The sequence below is a fragment of the Acidovorax sp. GW821-FHT09B03 genome (assembly GCF_059418305.1).
Genome location: NZ_JBWKPP010000015.1, coordinates 117,479 through 136,462 on the forward strand (window position 1 = coordinate 117,479; position 18,984 = coordinate 136,462).

The following is an 18,984-nucleotide window of genomic DNA, read 5'->3' on the forward strand; positions in this document are numbered from 1 at the left end:
ATGGCGTTGAACCTGCACTGGACCTGGGCCCGTTTCGATGACCTCGGCGTGCATGCCCTGCACGACACGCTGGCGCTGCGCTGCAAGGTCTTCATCCTGGAGCAGGGGCCCTACCAGGACCCGGACGGGGCCGACAAGCAATCCTGGCACCTGCTGGGCTACGATGGTGCCGGTGCGCTGCAGGCCTGCCTGCGCGTGGTGGACCCGGGCGTGAACTATCCCGAGCCCTCCATCGGCCGCGTGGTCACCGCCAAGGAGGCGCGTGGCGATGGCACGGGGCGCCTGTTGATGCAGGAAGGGCTGGCCCGCTGCCGCCAGGTGTGGCCGGGCCGTGGTGTGCGCATCAGCGCCCAGGCGCACCTGCAGCGCTTTTATGGCAGCCTGGGTTTCGTGGCGGTGTCGGACGAGTACCTCGAGGACAACATCCCCCATATCGAAATGCTGTGGAGTTCCCCATGACCTCTCTGTCTTCGACGGTATCGGCCACGCACACGGTCTTCAACCAGAGCGCGCCGCTCTCGGATGTGAACCTGTTCACCAGCAACCGGCCGCTGCAGGACGCCGTGGCCCTGCATGCTCCGGGCCTGGACAGGAGCGGCCTCACGGCCCTGGGCGCCGAGATGGGCTCGGCCGCCATGCAGGAGCATGCGCGCCTGGCCAACACCCACAAGCCCGAGCTGCACACGCACGACCGCGTGGGCCGCCGCACCGATGCGGTCGAGTTCCACCCGAGCTACCACGCCCTGATCGGCGCCGCGCTGCGCCACGGCCTGCATGCCACGCCCTGGTCGCGCACGGACGCAGGCGCCGCGCATGCGCACCTGGAGCGCGCGGCCGGCTTCATGCTTTTCACCGAAACCGAGCCCTCGGTGCTGTGCCCGGTCTCCATGAGCTATGCCGTGACGCCAGCGCTGCGCGGCAACCCCGCCGTGTGGGCCGACTGGAGCACCGGCCTGGCCAGCACCCGCTACGACCCGCGCCTGGCGCTGTTCTCAGAGAAGTCTGCGCTCACCATGGGCATGGGCATGACCGAGAAGCAGGGCGGCTCCGACGTGCGCGCCAACACCACCCAGGCCGTGGCCGATGGCAGCGACGCCTGGGGCGCGCGCTACCGGCTCACGGGCCACAAGTGGTTCTTCTCGGCCCCCATGTGCGATGCCTTCCTGGTGCTGGCCCAGGCGCCTGGCGGGCTCACCTGTTTCTTCCTGCCGCGCGTGCTGCCATCGGAAGGTGACAACGGCAGCCTCAACGCCATCCGCATCCAGCGCCTGAAGGACAAGCTGGGCAACCACGCCAACGCGAGCTCCGAAGTCGAGTTCGTCGACGCCCTGGCCTGGCGCGTGGGCGAGGAGGGGCGCGGCGTGGCCCAGATCCTCGAGATGGGCACCATGACGCGCCTGGACTGCGCGCTGGGCACCAGCGGCCTCATGCGCCAGGCGCTGTCGCTGGCGCTGCAGCACACGCGCCAGCGCATGGCCTTCGGCAAGAAGCTCATCGAGCAGCCGCTGATGCGCAACGTGCTGGCCGACCTGGCGCTGGAGAGCGAGGCCGCCACGGCCCTGTCCATCCGCCTGGCCAGCGCCTTCGACAGCAAGGACAGCAACCCCCATGAGGCCGTGATGGCGCGCCTGCTCACGCCCGTGGCCAAGTTCTGGATCTGCAAGCGCGGCAGCGCGTTCGCGCAGGAGGCCATGGAATGCCTGGGCGGCAACGGCTATGTGGAGGAGGGCGGCGAGGGCACCATGGCCCGCATCTACCGCGAGATGCCGCTCAACTCCATCTGGGAAGGCGCGGGCAACATCATGGCGCTGGACCTGCTGCGCGCCGTGCGCCGCGCCGACACCGCGGCCGCACTGGCCGACGAACTGGCCCCGGCACGCGGTGCCCATGCGGCGCTGGACCGCATGGCCAGCGCACTGCCGCTGCGCGTGGACGCCATGACCACCGAGGCCGAGGCCCGGCGCCTGGCGCAGGATGTGGCCCTGGCCGTGCAGGCCGCGCTGCTGTACAAGAGCGCGCCGGCCAGCGTTTTCGGCGCCTTCTGCGACTCGCGCCTGGGCGGCGACTGGGGCTACAGTTTCGGCACGCTGGGCGCGGGCGTGGATTTCGATGCCTTGCTGGACCGCGCACTGCCTGCATGAGCGACGCCACCCACCAACACAGTCTTGCCGGAGAGCACCTGATGACCACCTCCCTGATCCTGCACCATTACCCCTCGTCCCCGTTCTCGGAAAAGATCCGGCTGGCACTGGGCTACAAGCAACTGGCCTGGAAGTCGGTGATCATCCCCAGCATCGCGCCCAAGCCCGATGTGGTGGCCCTCACGGGCGGCTATCGCAAGACGCCGTTCCTGCAGATCGGCGCCGACATCTACTGCGACTCGGCCCTGATCTGCGACGTGCTCGAGCATGTGCAGCCCGAGCCCGTGCTCTACCCGCCGCACTTGAAGGGCGTGGCGCGCGTGTTCGCGCAGTGGGCCGACACCACCCTGTTCTGGGCCGCCATGGCCTACAACCTGCAGCCCAAGGGTGCGGCGGTCATGTTCGCCAACCTGCCGCCGGGTGCCGCCCAGGCCTTTGGCGAGGACCGCCGCGAGATGAGCGCCGGCATGCAGCGCCTGCGCTCGGCCGATGCCACGGCGGCCTACCGCTCCTACCTGCGCCGCATCGCGCACATGGCAGAGGAGCATGACTTCCTGTTCGGCGCCGAGCCCTGCCTGGCCGACTTCGCCGCCTACCACCCGCTGTGGTTCACGCGCCAGTGCGTGCCGGTGATGGCCGACATCTTCAGCGCAACGCCCGCCGTGCTCGAATGGATGGACCGCGTGGCGGCCCTGGGCCACGGCCGCATGGACAAGCTCAGTTCCGAAGACGCCATCACCGTGGCCGCCGGCCTGGACCCGCTGCCCCTGGCCGACGACGTCTTCCAGGACGACCATGGCATTGCCCTGGGCAGCCTGGTGACGATTGCCGCCGAGAGCTTCGGCACCGAGCCCACGGAGGGCGAGCTGATCGCCGCCACCCGCACCCGCTACACCCTGCGCCGCACCGACCCGCGCGCGGGCCTGCTGCACGTGCACTTCCCCCGGATTGGCTACACATTGCGAAAGGCCGAGAAAGCAACATGATCGACGATTTAAAGGGCAAGACGGCCGTTCTCACCGGCGCGGGTTCGGGCTTCGGCCTCGAATGCGCGCGCATCGGTGCGCGCCTGGGTATGAACCTGGTGCTGGCGGATGTGCAGCAGGACGCGCTCGACGCGGCTGCCGCCGAGGCGCAGGCTGCGGGGGCGCAGGTGCTGGCGCGCAAGGTGGATGTGTCCGACGCCGGGCAGATGGAACAGCTCGCGGTGGATGTGGAGCAGCGCTTCGGCGCACCGCACCTGGTGTTCAACAATGCCGGCGTGGGTGCGGGCGGCCTGGTGTGGGAAAACACCGCCAAGGACTGGGAGTGGGTGCTGGGCGTGAACCTCTGGGGCGTGATCCACGGCGTGCGCCTGTTCACCCCCATGATGCTCGCCGCCGCGAAGAAGGACCCGGCCTGGCGCGGCCACATCGTCAACACGGCCAGCATGGCCGGCCTGGTCGATGCGCCCAACATGGGCGTCTACAACGTGAGCAAGCACGCGGTGGTGAGCCTGTCCGAAACCCTCTACCAGGATCTGGCATTGGTGACCGACCAGGTCAGCGCCAGCGTGCTGTGCCCCTTCTTCGTGCCCACGGGCATCAGCCAGAGCCACCGCAACCGCCCCGGCGAGCTGCAGGCCGGCAAGCCCACGCGCAGCCAGCTCATCGGCCAGGCCATGACCGACAAGGCCGTGGGCAGCGGCAAGGTGACGGCGGCCGAGGTGGCCCAGAAGGTCTTCGATGCCGTCGCGCAGCGCCAGTTCTACATCTACAGCCACCCGCAGGCGATTGCCTCGGTGCAGACGCGCATGGAAGACATCATGCTCATGCGCAATCCCACCGATCCGTTCGCGAGCAAGCCCGAGATCGGTGCCCAACTCAAGGCCGCCCTGCGTGCAGACTGAAAAGCGCGGGCCATCGGCAGCCCAGGGCTTTGCGCTGTTTGCTACGGCGGTGGGGCATTGCGGCCTGGCCTGGGATGGCCCCCTGCTGGTCGGCGTGCAGCTGCCCGAGGACGCGGGCGAGGCGCACACCCGCGCACGGATGCAGCGGCGCTTTCCAGGCACGCCCGAATCGCCCATGCCGCCCGAGGTGGCCGCCTGGGCGGCGCGCGTGGTGGCCCTGCTCGCGGGTGCGCACGACGACCTGCTCGATGTGCCGCTGGCCACCGAGGGTGTGCCGCCCTTCAATGCCCGTGTCTATGAGCTGGCCCGGCGCATCCCGCCCGGCAAGACCATGACCTATGGCGAGATGGCCGCCGCCCTGGGCGAGCCGGGGGCCGCGCGCGCCGTGGGCCAGGCACTGGGGCACAACCCGTTTGCGCCGGTGGTGCCGTGCCATCGCATCCTGGCCGCAGGTGGCAAGACGGGAGGGTTTTCCGCTGGCGGCGGCGCGGCCACCAAGATGCGCATGCTGGAGATCGAGGGCGCCTTCGCCCACGACACCTTGGCGCTGTTCGCGCCCAGGTCCTAACCGCGTTTCTTCAACAAGGCAGACCCCCCGCTGGCCAGTGCCAGGTCGTGCGTGGTGTTCAGCAGGGCAGGGCCCAGGGCCTGCATGCGCTCAGGGGTCAGGCGCACCAGGGGCCCCGCGATCGTCACCACCCCGAGCACCGTGCCGTTGCCCCGGCGGATGGGCGCGGCCATGGCCGTCATGGCCGGCGCGAAGACCTCGACGATGGTGCTGAAGCCCAGCTGGCGTGCGGTGCGCAGGTAGGCCAGCAGTTCCTTGACGGTGGTCGGGGCATTGGGGCCGTAATCCTCGGGCTTGCCGAAGCCCTGGCGCGATACCAGGGCCAAGGCCTCCTCGTCGCTCATGGTGGACAGCCAGGCATGGCCGGCCGAGCTGCACGACAGGTTGACCGACAGGCCCATGTCCGGGTCGTAGCGCAGGCCGCGCACGGCGCCCTGGGCCTTGGCCACGAAGGTCAGCTCGTCCCCATCGACCACGGCCAGGCGCACCAGCTCACCGGATTCGGCGGCCAGCCGGTCCAGCAGGGGCTGGGCGATGTCCACCACGCCCGTGGCGCTCAGGAAGCCCAGGCCCAGCGACACCAGCTTGATGGTCAGCATGTAGTTGCCCTGGCTGTGGTCCTGGCGCACGTAGCCGCAGCGCACCAGCTCGGCCAGCAGGCGGTGCGTGGCGCTCAGGGGCATGTCGAGCTCGGAAGCCAGGCTCGACAGGGCCTTGCCCTCGGGGTGCGGGGCCAGGTGCTCCAGGACTTTGAAGCTGCGCTCGAGGATGCTGCTCATGGCGTGGGTCTCTTTCGGTGGTCGTCTTTCTGCGGGTGGTCCCAACCAGGGCCAGCCACATGGCGGCAATGTACCAAAATTTGTTAAAGGGTTTCTACTATGGAAAGAGTTTCCACTTTTTAACTACGATCCATCCCAAGGCGCAACCGGTGTTCCGGATGCATGTCCCTGGTCCGACTTTTGATGGAGATGTCCCGTGAGAAAAACTGCTTGCATCCTGGCGGCCGCCGGCTTGTCCCTGCTGATGGCCTCGCTGCCCGCCGCCGCCCAGCAGGAGCGCGTGATCCGCTTCGGCCACCTGAACAACGCCGACCACCCCGTGAGCTTCGGCGTCAAGCGCTTTGGCGAGTTGCTGGCCGCCAAGAGCGGCGGCAAGATGAAAGTCATGGAGTTCCCGGCCTCGCAGCTGGGCAACGAGATGCAGCAGCAATCGGCGCTGCAGGGCGGCGTGCAGCAGATGTCGGCCCCGGCCACCACCTCGCTGGCCGGCATCGTCAAGGAATTCGGGCTGGTGGACTTCCCGTTCGCCGTGGCCAACTTCGCCCAGGCCGATGCGCTGCTCGATGGCCCGCTGGGCCAGGCACTGATCGCCAAGCTGCCCGAGAAGGGCCTGGTGGCCCTGGGCTACTGGGACCTGGGCTTTCGCAACGTGACCAACAGCAAGCGCGCCATCACCAAGGCCGATGACTTCGACGGCCTCAAGCTGCGCGTGATCCCGAACCCGGTGTTCCTCGAGACCTTCAAGGCCTTCAAGGCCAACCCCGTGCCCATGCCGTTCGCCGAACTCTACGGCGCGCTGGAAGCCAAGGCCGTGGACGGCCAGGAGAACCCCTATGCGGTGATCCTGTCGAACAAGATGTTCGAGGTGCAGAAGTACGTGAGCGCCACCAACCACGTGTACGCCGCCAACATCGTGCTGGTGAGCAAGAAGTTCTGGGACCAGCTTTCGCCCGCCGAACAGAAGATGATGAACGATGCCGCCAACGAGGCGCGTGGCTACCAGCGCCAGGTGAGCCGCGCCGCAGCGCAGCGCTCGGTGGGCGACCTGCAGGCCAAGGGCATGGCCTACAACGAGATCGCGCCCGCCGAGCTGGCACGCATGCAGCAGATCGCCAAGCCGGTGATCGAGAAGTTCGCGGCCACCTACGACCCGGCCATCGTGAAGCTCTACAACGACGAACTGGCCCGCATCCGCAAGTAAGAGCGCCTGGCAAAACTCTTCTGGCGTCGTTGCTGCGTCTTGTCGTGCTATGCGCACTGCCTGCAATCAATCAGACGTGTAGCGCCTAGCCAGAACCGCTTCGCTGAGCTTTGTCAGCCGCTCCCAACCCTGAACACCCCATGAAAATCCTCGTCCTCCACGGCCCCAACCTGAACCTGTTCGGGCGCCGCGAACCCCATATCTACGGCACCACCACGCTGGCGCAGATCAACGAGCGCCTGCAGAAGCTCGCCGCCGAGCTCGGCGTGGAACTCGGCATCCTGCAGTCCAACCACGAAGGCGCGCTGATCGACTTCCTGCACGCCAATATCGACGCCGCTCAGGGCGCGCTGGTGAACCCCGCAGGCCTCACGCAGCATGGCGTGCCGCTGCACGATGCGATCAAGGCCATGCCCTTCCCGGTGATCGAGGTGCACATGTCCAACATCGCCGCGCGCGAGGCCTGGCGTGCGCACTCCATCATCTCGCCGGCCGTCAAGGCCACGGTGCAGGGCTTCGGCCCGCATTCCTACCTGGCGGCGCTGCGCTCGCTGGTGGAAAGCCTGCGCGAAGCCTCCCAGGCGGCCTGACGCCTGCCATCCAGACGATCACAGGAAAAGACAACATGAATCGATGGATGGACCGCGCCTGCCGTGTGCTGGAGGCGGTGATTGCCGCCATGCTGGCGCTGATGGTGGTGCTGGTGTTCGGCAACGTGGTGCTGCGCTACGGCTTCAATTCCGGCATCACCGTGTCGGAAGAAGTGTCGCGCTGGCTTTTCATCTGGATGACCTTCCTCGGGGCCATCGTCGCGCTGCGTGAGCATGGCCACCTGGGGGTGGACATGGTGGTGCAGCGCCTGCCGGCGGCCGGCAAGAAGGCCTGCCTGGCCCTCGGGCACGGGGTCATGCTCTACATCGTCTGGCTGCTGTTCCAGGGCAGTCTGGCGCAGGCGCGCATCAACTGGGACGTGACGGCGCCGACCACGGGCGCGTCCATGGCCATCGTCTACAGCGCGGGCCTGGTGTTCGCCGTCTGCGCGGCGCTGATCCTGGCCATCGACCTGTACAAGCTGCTCAGCGGCCAGATCGCCGACGAGGACCTGGTGATGGTGCAGGAGTCCGAAGAGGCGGTGCAGTTGCAGCAGATCCTGGGCGCGGCAGGCACCGAAGCGCCCCGCGGCAAGGAGGGCGCGCGATGACCATCTTCGTCTTTGTCGGATCGCTGCTGCTGGCCATGGCCATGGGCATCCCGATCGCCTTCTCGCTCCTGGCCAGCGGCGTGGCGCTGATGTGGCACCTGGACTTGTTCGACGCGCAGATCCTCGCGCAGAACCTGATCGGCGGGGCCGACAGCTTTCCGCTGCTGGCCGTGCCCTTCTTCATGCTGGCCGGCGAAATCATGAACGTGGGCGGCCTGTCGCGCCGCATCGTGGACTTCGCGCTGGCGCTGGTGGGCCATGTGAAGGGCGGGCTGGGCTATGTGACCATCATGGCCGGCTGCCTGCTGTCGGCCCTGTCGGGTTCGGCCGTGGCCGATGCGGCCGCGCTCACCGCGTTGCTGCTGCCCATGATGGTCAAGGCCGGGCACGACAAGTCGCGTGCCGGCGGGCTGATCGCGGCCACCGGCGTCATCGGCCCGGTGATCCCTCCCAGCATCGGGCTGGTGATCTTCGGGGTGGCGGCCAACGTGTCGATCTCAAAGCTGTTCCTCGCGGCCATCGTGCCGGGCATCCTGATCGGTGCCGCGCTGTGGCTCACCTGGGCCTTCCTGGTGCGGCGCGAGAAGATCGTGCCGCCACCGCGCAAGTCCGCCGCGGAGATCCTCACGGCCCTGCGCAAGGCCCTGTGGGCACTGATGCTGCCGGTGATCATCCTCGTGGGCCTGCGCATGGGGGTGTTCACGCCCACAGAGGCGGCCGTGGTGGCGGCGGTGTACGCACTCTTCGTCTCGGCGGTGATCTACCGCGAGATCAGCTGGCGCGACCTCTACGGCATCTTCGTCGCCGCCGCCAAGACCAGCGCCATCGTGATGTTCCTGATCGCCGCGGCCATGGTCAGCGCCTGGCTCATCACCGTGGCCGACCTGCCGTCCAAGGTGGTGGGGCTGCTGCAGCCCTTCATGGACAACAAGATCCTGCTCATGGCGGCCATCATGCTGCTGGTGATGGCCGTGGGCACCGCCATGGACATGACGCCCACCATCCTGATCATCACGCCCGTGCTGATGCCGGTGGTGAATGCGGCAGGCATTGATCCGGTCTATTTCGGCGTGATGTTCATCATCAACAACTCCATCGGCCTCGTGACACCGCCCGTGGGCACGGTACTCAACGTGGTGGCCGGCGTGGGCAAGATGTCGATGGACGACGTCACCAAGGGCGTCGTGCCCTTCATGATCGCGGAGTTCGCCATCATGTTCCTGATGGTGGCTTTCCCGTGGCTGGTGACCTGGCCGGCCAAGTTCTTCCACGGATGAGGAGGCTCATGGCATCAGCCGATAGCCCACCGCGGTTTCCGTCAGCAGGTGCCGCGGCTGGGCCGGGTCGGTCTCCAGCTTCTGGCGCAGGTGGCCCATGTAGATGCGCAGGTAGTGGCTCTGCTCGCTGTGCGAGGGGCCCCAGACCTCGCGCAGCAACTGGCGGTGCGTAAGCACGCGCCCGGCATTGGCGACCAGCACCGACAGCAGCCGGTACTCCAGGGGCGTGAGGTGGACCTCCTGGCCGCCGCGCTGCACCAGGCGGGCCTGGCGGTCGACGGTGACCTCGCCGAAGCTGAAGGACGTGTCTTCCTCCTGCGATGCGCCCGTGGCGCGCGGGCGGCGCAGGTTGGCACGCACGCGCGCCATGAGCTCGCCCACGCCGAAGGGCTTGGTCAGGTAGTCGTCGGCGCCGGCGTCCAGCGCGGCGATCTTGTCGGCCTCGTCGATGCGCGCCGAGAGCACGATGATGGCCACGCTGGACCACTGGCGCACGTCACGGATCAGAGTGAGGCCTTCGCCGTCGGGCAGGCCCAGGTCCAGCACCAGCAGGTCGGGCTTGCGTGTGCCGGCCTCGGTCAGGCCACGCTGCAGGGTGTCGGCCTCGTGCACCTGCCAGCCTTCGGCTTCGAGCGCGCCGCGCACGAAGCGGCGAATCTGGGGCTCGTCTTCGATCACGACGGCGATGGGGGCTGGGCTGGCCATGCAGGGGCGTCTTTCAGGGGGAGGGGAAGCCTGAGGGCATCGGCGCCCGGTGGCTCATGCCTTCATTGATCGGTATAGGTACGCACCAGGCGAAAGTGCAGCTTGCTGAACTTCGCTGCGTCCGAGCGGATGTCGCCGGTTTGCAGGTCCACGGCAAAGCGCTGGTTCACGCGGGTGGAGTCCAGGCTCTCGCCGCCCTGCACCTGGCGCTGGGCCCGCTCCACGTTGCCGTAGTTGTACTGGTTGCCCGCCAGGCCCCCTTGCACATTGGTATTGGAGGCCCAGTACCAGCCCGAGGGTGCGGCGGGGAACAACCGGACGTCGAGCCCGGGCGTGCTGGCCGATTTGTCGACCAGGCGGCGCAGTTCTGCGGCACGCGGCAGCCGCCAGGGCACCCCCTCTGCCTTCCAGCGCGCCTGGGCATGGGCCTGAGCCTGGACGTAGTCCAGTTCCAGCGGCGTGCCGGTGCAACTGCGGCCGTTCCATTGCATGCCTTCCACGCAGCGCGGCCAGGCCAGCTTGGCGCGCGTGTCCACCACCAGGCTGCCATCGGCCGAGAGCGCCAGACTGGGCCCGGGCTCGGCCGCCGATTGCGCCAGGGCGGCCACCGGGGCGGCGAGGCCGCCGAGGCAGGCGAGGGCCAGCAGCGTGCGGCGCGGAGAGGGGCTGTGGGCAAAGTGCGTCATACAGGCCGATGTTCGCATGAAGTGCGCACGGCATGCACGCCGCCTCGTGCCGGGGTGCTACAGTGCGTCGCGCCCTGCGCTGGCGCGCGCGGCAGTGCGCACAGCCTCTTTTTCTTTCACCCAGGATGCCCCTGACGGGGAGCCCGCACCGATGCGACCGGATCGCCAGACCCTCATCCGCCAGCTGTTCGACGACTACATCGCGCTGTATTCCACGCGCGATGAGCGCCTGATCGCGCGCCTGAGCACCCAGTTCAGCGGCTACGCCAGCCGCAGCGACCGGCTCGTGCACACCCGCAGCGAATGGGTGGCCGCCATCCTGCAGGACTTCGCCCTGGTGCCGCAGCACATGCATATCGAGGTGCTGGACCTGTGCCTGCAGGACCTGGCCGAGGACGTGGTCTCGGCCACGGCGCTGGTGCATGTGCGTGGGCCCGACGCGGGCGAGACCCCGGCTGGCCAGGTGCCGGTGGCGCGCCTGGTGCTGGTGTTCCGCCTGGAAGGTGCGGAGTGGAAGATCGTGCACAGCGGCACCTCGGTGCCCTCGGGGCCCTTGCCGCAGGGAAGCGCCTCGGCCACCATGGCGCGCCTGCAGACCGACCACCGGGTGCTGCAGGCACAGCTGCAGGAGAGCACCCGGGCTCTGGCGGAGGCGCAGCAGCGCATCGATGCCATGGACCGCACCGACAACCTCACCGGCCTGGGCAATCGCCGCCAGTTCGACCACGTGCTGCAGCAGGCCTGGGAGCGCGCCCAGCGCGCCGCCACGCCGCTGGCGCTGGTGCTGCTGGAGGTGGATGCGTTGCGCCACTTCATGGACCGCCATGGCCACCTGGCAGCCGACGCCTGCCTCAAGACCCTGGCCGTCACGCTCACGCAGATGCTGCAGGAACGCCCGGGCGCCCTGGTGGCGCGGTTTGGGGGCGATGCCTTTGTGTTGCTGCTGCCGGGTGCGAGCCTCGAGGAAGCCCACGCCCTGGCCGAAGGGGCCGTCGTGGCCGTGCGCACGCTGGCGCTGCCGCACGAGGGGTCGGCCCTGGGCCGGGTCAGCATGGGCGGCGGCGTGGCGCAGATGGTGCCGGTGCGCGACCAGCGCCCCGATGAACTGGTGCGCGCCGCCAGTGCCGCCCTGGCACGGGCACGGCAGGCGGGCGGCAACCGCGTGGAACCGTTGCCCGATTGAGCTGCCGCCTACCCTGAAACCTTCCAGGCCGCTTGCCAGGGGCCTTTGGGGTGCCCGCCACAATGGCGGGCTATGCATTCATCCGGTTTCTTCAAGATGGCCCTGATACTGGGCCTGCTCTCGGCCATCGGCCCGTTCGCCATCGACATGTACCTGCCCGCGCTGCCCGAGATCGGGGCCAGCCTCGGTGCATCCGTGGGGGCCGTGCAGTGGAGCCTCACGGCCTTTTTCCTCTCGCTGGGCGCGGGCCAGCTGTTCTATGGACCGGTGTCGGACATGGTGGGGCGCAGGCCGCCGCTGTACTTTGGCCTGGGGCTCTTCACCCTGGCCAGCGTGGGCTGCGCGCTGGCCACCGACATCGAGACCCTGGTGGCCTTGCGCTTCGTGCAGGGCCTGGGCGCGGCGGCGGGTATGGCCATTCCGCGCGCCGTGGTGCGCGACCTGCACACGGGCACCGATGCGGCGCGGCTGATGTCGCTGTTGATGCTGGTGTTCAGCGTCTCGCCCATCCTGGCACCCCTGGCGGGCAGCGGCGTGATTGCCCTGGCCGGCTGGCGCGGCGTGTTCTGGGTGGTGGCGGTGGCCGCCGTGGCGGGCCTGGCGCTGGTCTATGCCAGCCTGGGCGAGACCCGGCCCGCGGCCGAGCGCGTGGAAAGCAGCCTGGGCGGTGCCCTGGGCGCCTACGGGCTGCTGCTGCGCGACTGGCACTACCTGGGCCTGGTGTTCATCGGCGGCTGCGCCATGGCGGGCTTCTTCGTGTACCTGGCGGGCTCGCCCTTCGTGCTCATCAACCACTATGGCCTCACGCCCACGCAGTACAGCCTGGCGTTCTCGGTGAATGCGGCGGCCTTCATCGGCACCTCGCAGTTCACGGCCGCACTGGGCGAGCGCTTCGGGCTGGTGCGCCTGGTCAAGGCGGCCGCCACCGGCTCGGGCCTGGTCATGGTGGCCATGCTCGGCTACTACCTGCTCGGCGGGGATCAGCTGGCGGTGCTCATCGGCCTGTATTTCGTGGCCAGTGCGCTCATGGGGCTGGTGATTCCCACCACCTCGGTGCTGGCGCTGGAAAAGCATGGCGCCATCGCGGGCACGGCCTCGGCCCTGCTGGGCACGCTGCAGATGCTCACGGGCGCGGCCGCCATGGGCATCGTGGGCCTGTTCGCCAATGGCAAGCCGCTGCCCATGGTGGTCGGCATGGCCGCAGGGGCCCTGGTGGGCGTGGCGCTGGCCTGGATCACGCTGGCGGGGCACAGCGACCAGTCGGTGGCCGCCGCCAGCGCCTGATCCGCGTCAGGCCTTCTTGCGGGAGGGCGGCTGCGCCGCCACCCGTTCGGCCAGGGTGCGGATGGTGCGGGGCGCCGAGCCCTCGGCATGGTTGCTGATGCACACGTATGCGTTCTGGCCCGCGCCGGTCACCCCGGCGATCAGACGGGCCAGCGCCTCGTGGTTCTCGGGGTCGGGGTGGTGCACCTTGTCGAAGGGCTCGTAGAGCTTTTCGGCCTCTTCGTACCCATAGGGGCCGTGCCGCGTGTTCAGCATCCAGCGGCAGACCAGCGGGCCCGGCCACAGGGCGCGCAGCATGTGCAGTTGCTCTGCCAGCGGCGGCATCTTGGGGTGCAGGTCGATGCAGTAGGTGGCCCCGGCCTCGCGCAGCACGGCCGCGAAGTCGAGGGCCATCCAGTGCGAGCTGATCCACTCGGGGTCGCGCACCTCCACGGCCAGGATGCCGTCGGGCGCGATGGGCGCCAGTTTCGGCTGGGCCAGCAGCATGGCGCGCAGGCGCTGCAGCACCTCGGGCAGGCGGTCGAGCTGGTCCATGGGCAGGGGGCTGAGCTGGAACACCAGTGCCCCGATCTTGCGGCCCAGGCCCTGCAGCGCGGGCTCCACGAACTCGGTGCGCGCCAGCTCGGCATTCAGAAAGGCGGGGTTGGGTTCGCGGCCCCGGCCGTCCTCGCTGCGCACCAGCGCATCGGTCACCAGGCTCGGTGCCTTGACCACAAAGCGGAAGTCGTCGGGCACCTGGCTCGCATAGCGTTCGTACTGGCTCACCGTGAGCGGGCGGTAGAAGCTGCGGTCGATGCTCACCGTGCGCAAGAGCGGGTGCTGGACGTAGATGGACAGGCCGTTCCTGGACAGCTGCGCAGGGGAATGCTCACCCTCCCACACCAGGCCCTTCCAGCCCGGGTAGGTCCAGGTCGAGGTGCCCAGGTGCAGGGTGGGGGGCAGGCTTTGGGCCAGCGCGTGCAAGGCCTCGTCCTGCGGCTGGGCGGCGACGCCGATGCCCTTTTTTTGCTTGCTGGGCGGCGCCTCCTCTGCTGCGGATGGGGTGGCTGCAGCGGGAGGAGGGGAGGGCGCGGGCGGGCCGCCGAACAGGTCGTCCTGGATGCCGCTCATGCCAGCGGCGTGGCCGCCGCGGGTTGCAGCGAGTCTTCGATGGCATCGGCCGCCTCGTCATTGAGGGCACGGCCTTCGCGCTGGGGTTGGGTGAGTGGGGTGGGCACCCATTTGTCGCCCTGGAAGAACTGGCGCGCGCCATCCTTGTCACCGGCCAGTTCCAGCTGCAGGCGTTCGGCATCGCGCGCGCGGATGCGCTCGGCCACCTCGGCCACTTCCTCGGGGTCCACGCCCAGGGTTTCCAGCGCCTGCATGCCGAAGCCCATGGCCGACTCGAAGGTCTCGCGCATCTGGTAGTCCACGCCCAGGCGCAACAGTTCGATGGCGTGCTGCCGGTCGAAGGCGCGCGCCAGCACCGGGACCAGCGGGCACTCGTGCTTGAGCAGCTCGACGATGCGCGTGGTGGTCTTGGCGTCGTCCACGCACACCAGGATGGACTTGGCATGGTGCCCGCCGCTGGCGTGCAGCACATCCAGGCGCGTGCCGTCGCCGTAGTAGACCTTGAAGCCGAACTTCGCGGCCGCGCGGATCATGTCGGTGTCGTTCTCGATGATGGCGATGTCGACACCCCGCGCCAGCAGCAGCTGGCTGGCGATCTGCGCAAAGCGGCCGAAGCCGATGATGAGCACCGTGCCCTTGAGGCCGTCGGCGGCCTCTACGCCGTCCATGTTCTGGGCGGGCTCGGGCGGCATGAGCCAGCGCATCGAGAGCACGGCCAGCGGCGTGAGCGCCATGGAAATGATCACGGCGGCGGTCAGCACGGCATTCATGCGCGCCTCGACGATGCCCGCGGCAGCGGCGGCCGAGTACAGCACGAAGGCGAATTCACCGCCCTGGGCCATGAGCATGGTGCGCTGCAGGGCCTCGCCATGGGCGGCCTTGGTGAAGCGCGCCACGGCATACACGCCGATGCCCTTGATGGCCATGCAGGCCACCACGCCGCCCAGCAGCAGCGTCCAGTTCTGCAGCACCAGCGGGATGTCGAGCGCCATGCCCACGCCCATGAAGAACAGGCCCAGCAGGATGCCGCGGAACGGCTCCACGTCGGCCTCGAGCTGGTGGCGGAAGGTGGATTCGGAGAGCATCACGCCCGCGGCAAAGGCGCCCATGGCCATCGACAGGCCGCCCCATTGCATGGCCAGCGCCGCCCCCAGCACCACCAGCAGCGCGGCGGCGGTCATCACCTCGCGCGCCTTGGCCCGTGCCAGCACACTGAACAGCGGGTTCAGCAGCCAGCGGCTGACCGCGACCAGGCCCACCACGGCGGCCAGCGCCACGCCCACGGTGACCCAGCGCGAGACGGCTTCCCCAGTCGGCGCGGGCGAGAGAAAGGCCACGATGGCCAGCAAGGGCACGATGGCCAGGTCTTCGAGCAGCAGGATGGAGACGATGCGCTGGCCGCGCGGGGTGGATGTGTCGCCGCTTTCGTCGAGCAGCTGCATCACGATGGCCGTGGACGAGAGCACGAAGCCCGAGGCCGCGATGAAGGCCACGGCAGACGAGAGCCCTGCCACCACGCCGGCAGCGGTGAGCAGGGCGATGCAGACCACGACCTGGGCCAGGCCCAGCCCGAAGATCTGGCGCCTGAGGTTCCACAGCCGGGTGGGCTGCATCTCCAGGCCGATCACGAAGAGAAACATCACCACGCCGAGCTCGGCCACGTGCAGGATTGTCTGCGCCTCGCTGAAGAAGCCCAGGCCGAAGGGGCCGATGGCCAGGCCGGCCGCCAGGTAGCCCAGCACCGAGCCCAGGCCGAGCCGCTTGAACAAGGGGACGGCAATGACGCCAGCGGCCAGCAGCACGACGACTTTGACGAGTTCGGTGCCTGATTCAGCAGCGGCCATGGGGACTCCGGGACAAACGGGGAAACAAACGGAAACGGGGGATGGCAGGATGGTAGCGCCATCCTGGGGGGCGCCGGCCGACCCGGGTGTCAGGAACCGGCGAACAGGCCGCCTTCGTCGAGCAGTTCGTAGGCGATCTCGGGGCGCTGGTCCATGCCCTTCTTGATCGCCGCCGGAATGGCCTGGCGGGTCTTGCGGCACAAACCGCGCTGGTCCTCCACCAGGATGGCGATGCCGCGCAGGGTGCGCACCTCGTTGGGGCTCAGGCTGATGGCGATGCGGATCCCCAGCTGCTGCTGCATGCGCTCCTGCATGCGGCGCAGGTCCGCGAGGCTGCTGATGTTCTCCAGCCGGGTGATCAGCTTCTTTTCCTCGGCCTGGGTCAGTTGCAGGACGCGTGTGTCGCCGTCGGGGGCCTGGATCAGGGCATCCCGGTCACAGACACAGGCGCCGGGCGGGCACTCCGTGCGGACGGGGAAGGGGACAGGCTTCATGGACGGGCGGGGTCTGGCGAAGGAGTGGGGTGCCTCCATTCTAAGAAGCTCTGGCATTTCCGAGGGTAAGCGAGGGCGTTGGACCGGCTGTTACCAAAAGTGCCTGTGGCAAACTCCCGCGCTTCGCGTATTTTTTCGAGTTTCAGAGAGTTTGCCCACCCATGCAGCAGATCGTCCGGCAGTTGGCCGCAGAAATCAAAGTCAGTGAATCCCAGGTGCGCGCAGCGGTGGAGCTGCTGGACGGGGGCGCCACGGTGCCCTTCATCGCCCGCTACCGCAAGGAAGTGACCGGCGGGCTCGACGATATCCAGCTGCGCGAGCTGGAAGCGCGCCTGTCCTACCTGCGCGAGCTCGAAGACCGCCGCGCCGCGGTGCTCAAGAGCATCGACGAGCAGGGCAAGCTGACCGACGCCCTGCGCGTGGCGATCGCCAGCGCGCCCACCAAGCAGGAGCTGGAGGACATCTACCTGCCCTTCAAGCAAAAGCGCCGCACCAAGGGCCAGATGGCGCGCGAGTTCGGCATCGAGCCGCTGGCCGACAAGCTGTTTGCCGACCCTACGCTGGACCCCGCAGCCGAGGCGGCTGCCTTCACCAAGCCCCCCGAGGTGCTGGACGACGGCAAGACCGGCGCCGATTTCTCCACCGTGCCGGCCGTGCTGGACGGGGTGCGTGACATCCTCTCCGAGCGCTGGGCCGAAGACGCCGTGCTGGTGCAGTCGCTGCGCGAATGGCTCTGGGCCGAGGGCCTGTTGCGCAGCAAGAAGATCGACGGCAAGAACGAGAACGACCCCGAAGTCTCCAAATTCCGCGACTATTTCGAATACGACGAGCCCATCGGCCGCGTGCCTTCGCACCGGGCGCTGGCGGTGTTCCGCGGCCGTGCCCTGGAAATCCTCGAAGGCAAGCTGGTGCTGCCGGTGGAGCCGGAGCCGGGCAAGCCCAGCCTGGCCGAAGGCAAGATCGCCCTGCACCTGGGCTGGAGCCACGCCGGCCGCCCGGCCGACGACCTGCTGCGCAAGTGCGTGTCCTGGACCTGGCGCGTGAAACTGAGCCTCTCGACCGAGCGCGACCTGTTCGCCCGCCTGCGCGACGATGCCGAGAAGGTCGCCATCAAGGTGTTTGCCGACAACCTGCGCGACCTGCTGCTGGCGGCGCCCGCCGGCCCGCGCGTGGTGATGGGCCTGGACCCGGGCATCCGCACCGGCGTGAAGGTGGCCGTGGTGGACGACACCGGCAAGCTGGTGGAAACCGCCACGGTGTTCCCTCACGAGCCGCGCCGCGACTGGGAGGGCTCGCTGCACACCCTGGCCAAGCTGGCCGAAAAGCATGGCGTGAACCTGATCGCCATCGGCAACGGTACGGCCAGCCGCGAGACCGACAAGCTGGCGGCCGACCTGATCAAGCTGGCCGCCAAGGCCGAGCGCGCCATCGAGAAGGTGGTGGTGAGCGAAGCCGGTGCCTCGGTCTACTCCGCCAGCGAATACGCCTCGCAGGAGATGCCCGACGTGGACGTGAGCCTGCGTGGCGCCGCCAGCATTGCGCGCCGCCTGCAGGACCCGCTGGCCGAACTGGTGAAGATCGACCCCAAGAGCATCGGCGTGGGCCAGTACCAGCATGACGTGAACCAGAGCGAGCTGGCGCGCACCCTGGGCACCGTGGTCGAGGACTGCGTGAACTCCGTGGGCGTGGACCTGAACACGGCCAGCGTGCCCTTGCTCAGCCGCGTCTCGGGCCTGTCGGCCAGCGTGGCCAAGGCGGTGGTGCGCTGGCGCGAGGCCAACGGTGCGTTCAAGAGCCGCAAGCAGCTCATGGACGTGGCCGGCCTGGGCGCCAAGACCTTCGAGCAGAGCGCGGGCTTTTTGCGCATCCGCGGCGGCGACAACCCGCTGGACATGACTGGCGTGCACCCCGAGACCTACCCCGTGGTCGAGCAGATCATGGAAAAGACCGGCAAGCCCGTGGCCGAGATCATGGGCCGCGCGGACATGCTCAAGACCTTGAAGCCCGAGCTCTTCGCCAACGAGAAGTTCGGCGTGATCACGGTCAAGGACATCCTGGGCGAACTTGAAAAGCCCGGTCGCGACCCGCGCCCGGACTTCAAGGTGGCGCGCTTCAACGACGGCGTGGAAGACATCAAGGACCTCAAGGAGGGCATGATCCTGGAGGGCACGGTGAGCAACGTGGCGCAGTTCGGTGCCTTCATCGACCTTGGGGTGCACCAGGATGGCCTGGTGCACGTGAGCCAGCTGGCGCACAAGTTCGTGAACGATGCGCGCGAAGTGGTCAAGACCGGCGACATCGTCAAGGTCAAGGTCATGGAGGTGGACGTGGAGCGCAAGCGCATCGGCCTGTCGATGAAGCTCGGTGACGCCCCCCCACGCCAGGGGGGCGACCGCGGTGGCTACCGCGACAACCGCTTCGAGGGCGCGGGGCGCGGTCAGCAGCCGCAAGGCGGCCGCCGTGCGCCCGAGCCGGCGCAGCAATCGGCCATGGCATCGGCCTTCGCCAAGCTGCAGCAGACCAAGGGCCGCTAAAGTCCCACGGGCAGCGCCCGCTGACCGTTGGTACCGCCACCCCAACCGCCCGTGCAGGTAGGATGGCACGGCCGGTTTGGGTGATGGCC

At 68.6% G+C, this 18,984-nt stretch carries 18 protein-coding genes; 12 read left to right on the top strand and 6 right to left on the bottom strand.

From position 1 onward, the window contains the following. The 5 genes from AC07PA_RS23490 to AC07PA_RS23510 are packed head-to-tail and all read left to right on the top strand — an operon-like array spanning position 1 to position 4,597. Complete coding sequence (locus tag AC07PA_RS23490; RefSeq protein ID WP_494605917.1) at positions 1-459, top strand: GNAT family N-acetyltransferase; 459 nt, start codon at positions 1-3, stop codon at positions 457-459. Next, positions 456-2,141 carry an isovaleryl-CoA dehydrogenase gene (locus AC07PA_RS23495; RefSeq protein WP_494605915.1) on the top strand — a complete coding sequence of 562 codons (1,686 nt, stop codon included), beginning with the start codon at positions 456-458 and terminating at the stop codon, positions 2,139-2,141. Before AC07PA_RS23490 ends, AC07PA_RS23495 begins: the two co-directional genes overlap by 4 nt. Positions 2,142-2,182: 41 nt before the next feature. Continuing rightward, positions 2,183-3,127: a glutathione S-transferase family protein gene (locus AC07PA_RS23500; protein WP_494605913.1), complete on the top strand. Its 945-nt coding sequence runs from the start codon at positions 2,183-2,185 to the stop codon at positions 3,125-3,127. Then, positions 3,124-4,029 (top strand): SDR family oxidoreductase, encoded by a 906-nt coding sequence (locus AC07PA_RS23505; protein ID WP_494605911.1) that lies wholly within the window; start codon positions 3,124-3,126, stop codon positions 4,027-4,029. Before AC07PA_RS23500 ends, AC07PA_RS23505 begins: the two co-directional genes overlap by 4 nt. Then, a complete protein-coding gene (locus tag AC07PA_RS23510; RefSeq protein ID WP_494605909.1) occupies positions 4,019-4,597 on the top strand; it encodes a methylated-DNA--[protein]-cysteine S-methyltransferase in 579 nt (192 codons plus the stop codon). The genes AC07PA_RS23505 and AC07PA_RS23510 overlap by 11 nt, the downstream gene beginning before the upstream one ends. Here AC07PA_RS23510 and AC07PA_RS23515 read toward each other — a convergent pair. Continuing rightward, on the bottom strand, positions 4,594-5,376 hold the full coding sequence (locus AC07PA_RS23515) for an IclR family transcriptional regulator (RefSeq protein WP_007852485.1): 783 nt from the start codon (positions 5,374-5,376) through the stop codon (positions 4,594-4,596). The genes AC07PA_RS23510 and AC07PA_RS23515 overlap by 4 nt on opposite strands. A gap of 244 nt (positions 5,377-5,620) precedes the next feature. On the opposite strand from AC07PA_RS23515, the gene AC07PA_RS23520 reads away from it, so the two are divergent. The 4 genes from AC07PA_RS23520 to AC07PA_RS23535 all read left to right on the top strand — a co-directional run bounded on the left by AC07PA_RS23520 (position 5,621) and on the right by AC07PA_RS23535 (position 9,055). After that, positions 5,621-6,577 carry a TRAP transporter substrate-binding protein gene (locus AC07PA_RS23520; RefSeq protein ID WP_494606258.1) on the top strand — a complete coding sequence of 319 codons (957 nt, stop codon included), beginning with the start codon at positions 5,621-5,623 and terminating at the stop codon, positions 6,575-6,577. Positions 6,578-6,717: 140 nt separating this feature from the next. Further along, positions 6,718-7,167 carry a type II 3-dehydroquinate dehydratase gene (locus tag AC07PA_RS23525; protein WP_494605907.1) on the top strand — a complete coding sequence of 150 codons (450 nt, stop codon included), beginning with the start codon at positions 6,718-6,720 and terminating at the stop codon, positions 7,165-7,167. Between the two features lie 35 nt (positions 7,168-7,202). Next, positions 7,203-7,778: a TRAP transporter small permease gene (locus tag AC07PA_RS23530; protein WP_007852480.1), complete on the top strand. Its 576-nt coding sequence runs from the start codon at positions 7,203-7,205 to the stop codon at positions 7,776-7,778. Further along, a complete protein-coding gene (locus tag AC07PA_RS23535) occupies positions 7,775-9,055 on the top strand; it encodes a TRAP transporter large permease (protein ID WP_494605904.1) in 1,281 nt (426 codons plus the stop codon). The genes AC07PA_RS23530 and AC07PA_RS23535 overlap by 4 nt, the downstream gene beginning before the upstream one ends. Positions 9,056-9,061: 6 nt before the next feature. Here the strand turns inward: AC07PA_RS23535 and kdpE are convergent, their stop codons facing one another. Together kdpE and AC07PA_RS23545 are read right to left on the bottom strand one after the other, a co-directional pair. After that, on the bottom strand, positions 9,062-9,760 hold the full coding sequence (kdpE, locus tag AC07PA_RS23540; RefSeq protein WP_494605902.1) for a two-component system response regulator KdpE: 699 nt from the start codon (positions 9,758-9,760) through the stop codon (positions 9,062-9,064). Between the two features lie 62 nt (positions 9,761-9,822). Continuing rightward, positions 9,823-10,446 (bottom strand): Lcl C-terminal domain-containing protein, encoded by a 624-nt coding sequence (locus tag AC07PA_RS23545; protein ID WP_494605901.1) that lies wholly within the window; start codon positions 10,444-10,446, stop codon positions 9,823-9,825. Positions 10,447-10,597: 151 nt separating this feature from the next. Here AC07PA_RS23545 and AC07PA_RS23550 point away from each other — a divergent pair, with 151 nt between their 5' ends. Beyond that, complete coding sequence (locus tag AC07PA_RS23550) at positions 10,598-11,629, top strand: diguanylate cyclase domain-containing protein (RefSeq protein ID WP_108016594.1); 1,032 nt, start codon at positions 10,598-10,600, stop codon at positions 11,627-11,629. A gap of 72 nt (positions 11,630-11,701) precedes the next feature. Further along, the gene (locus AC07PA_RS23555; RefSeq protein ID WP_007852375.1) at positions 11,702-12,913 is read left to right on the top strand and encodes a multidrug effflux MFS transporter; all 1,212 of its coding nucleotides are present in this window, start codon (positions 11,702-11,704) and stop codon (positions 12,911-12,913) included. Positions 12,914-12,919: 6 nt separating this feature from the next. Here AC07PA_RS23555 and AC07PA_RS23560 read toward each other — a convergent pair whose 3' ends face one another. The 3 genes from AC07PA_RS23560 to AC07PA_RS23570 form a co-directional block, all read right to left on the bottom strand. After that, entirely contained in the window at positions 12,920-14,014 is a 1,095-nt protein-coding gene (locus AC07PA_RS23560) for a DUF72 domain-containing protein (RefSeq protein WP_494606256.1), read from the bottom strand. A gap of 5 nt (positions 14,015-14,019) precedes the next feature. Continuing rightward, on the bottom strand, positions 14,020-15,867 hold the full coding sequence (locus AC07PA_RS23565) for a monovalent cation:proton antiporter-2 (CPA2) family protein (RefSeq protein WP_494605898.1): 1,848 nt from the start codon (positions 15,865-15,867) through the stop codon (positions 14,020-14,022). 89 nt (positions 15,868-15,956) lie between these two features. After that, positions 15,957-16,361 carry a hypothetical protein gene (locus AC07PA_RS23570; RefSeq protein ID WP_494605896.1) on the bottom strand — a complete coding sequence of 135 codons (405 nt, stop codon included), beginning with the start codon at positions 16,359-16,361 and terminating at the stop codon, positions 15,957-15,959. Positions 16,362-16,522: 161 nt separating this feature from the next. Here AC07PA_RS23570 and AC07PA_RS23575 point away from each other — a divergent pair, with 161 nt between their 5' ends. Then, positions 16,523-18,895: a Tex family protein gene (locus AC07PA_RS23575; protein WP_494605894.1), complete on the top strand. Its 2,373-nt coding sequence runs from the start codon at positions 16,523-16,525 to the stop codon at positions 18,893-18,895. Positions 18,896-18,984: the final 89 nt, after the last annotated feature.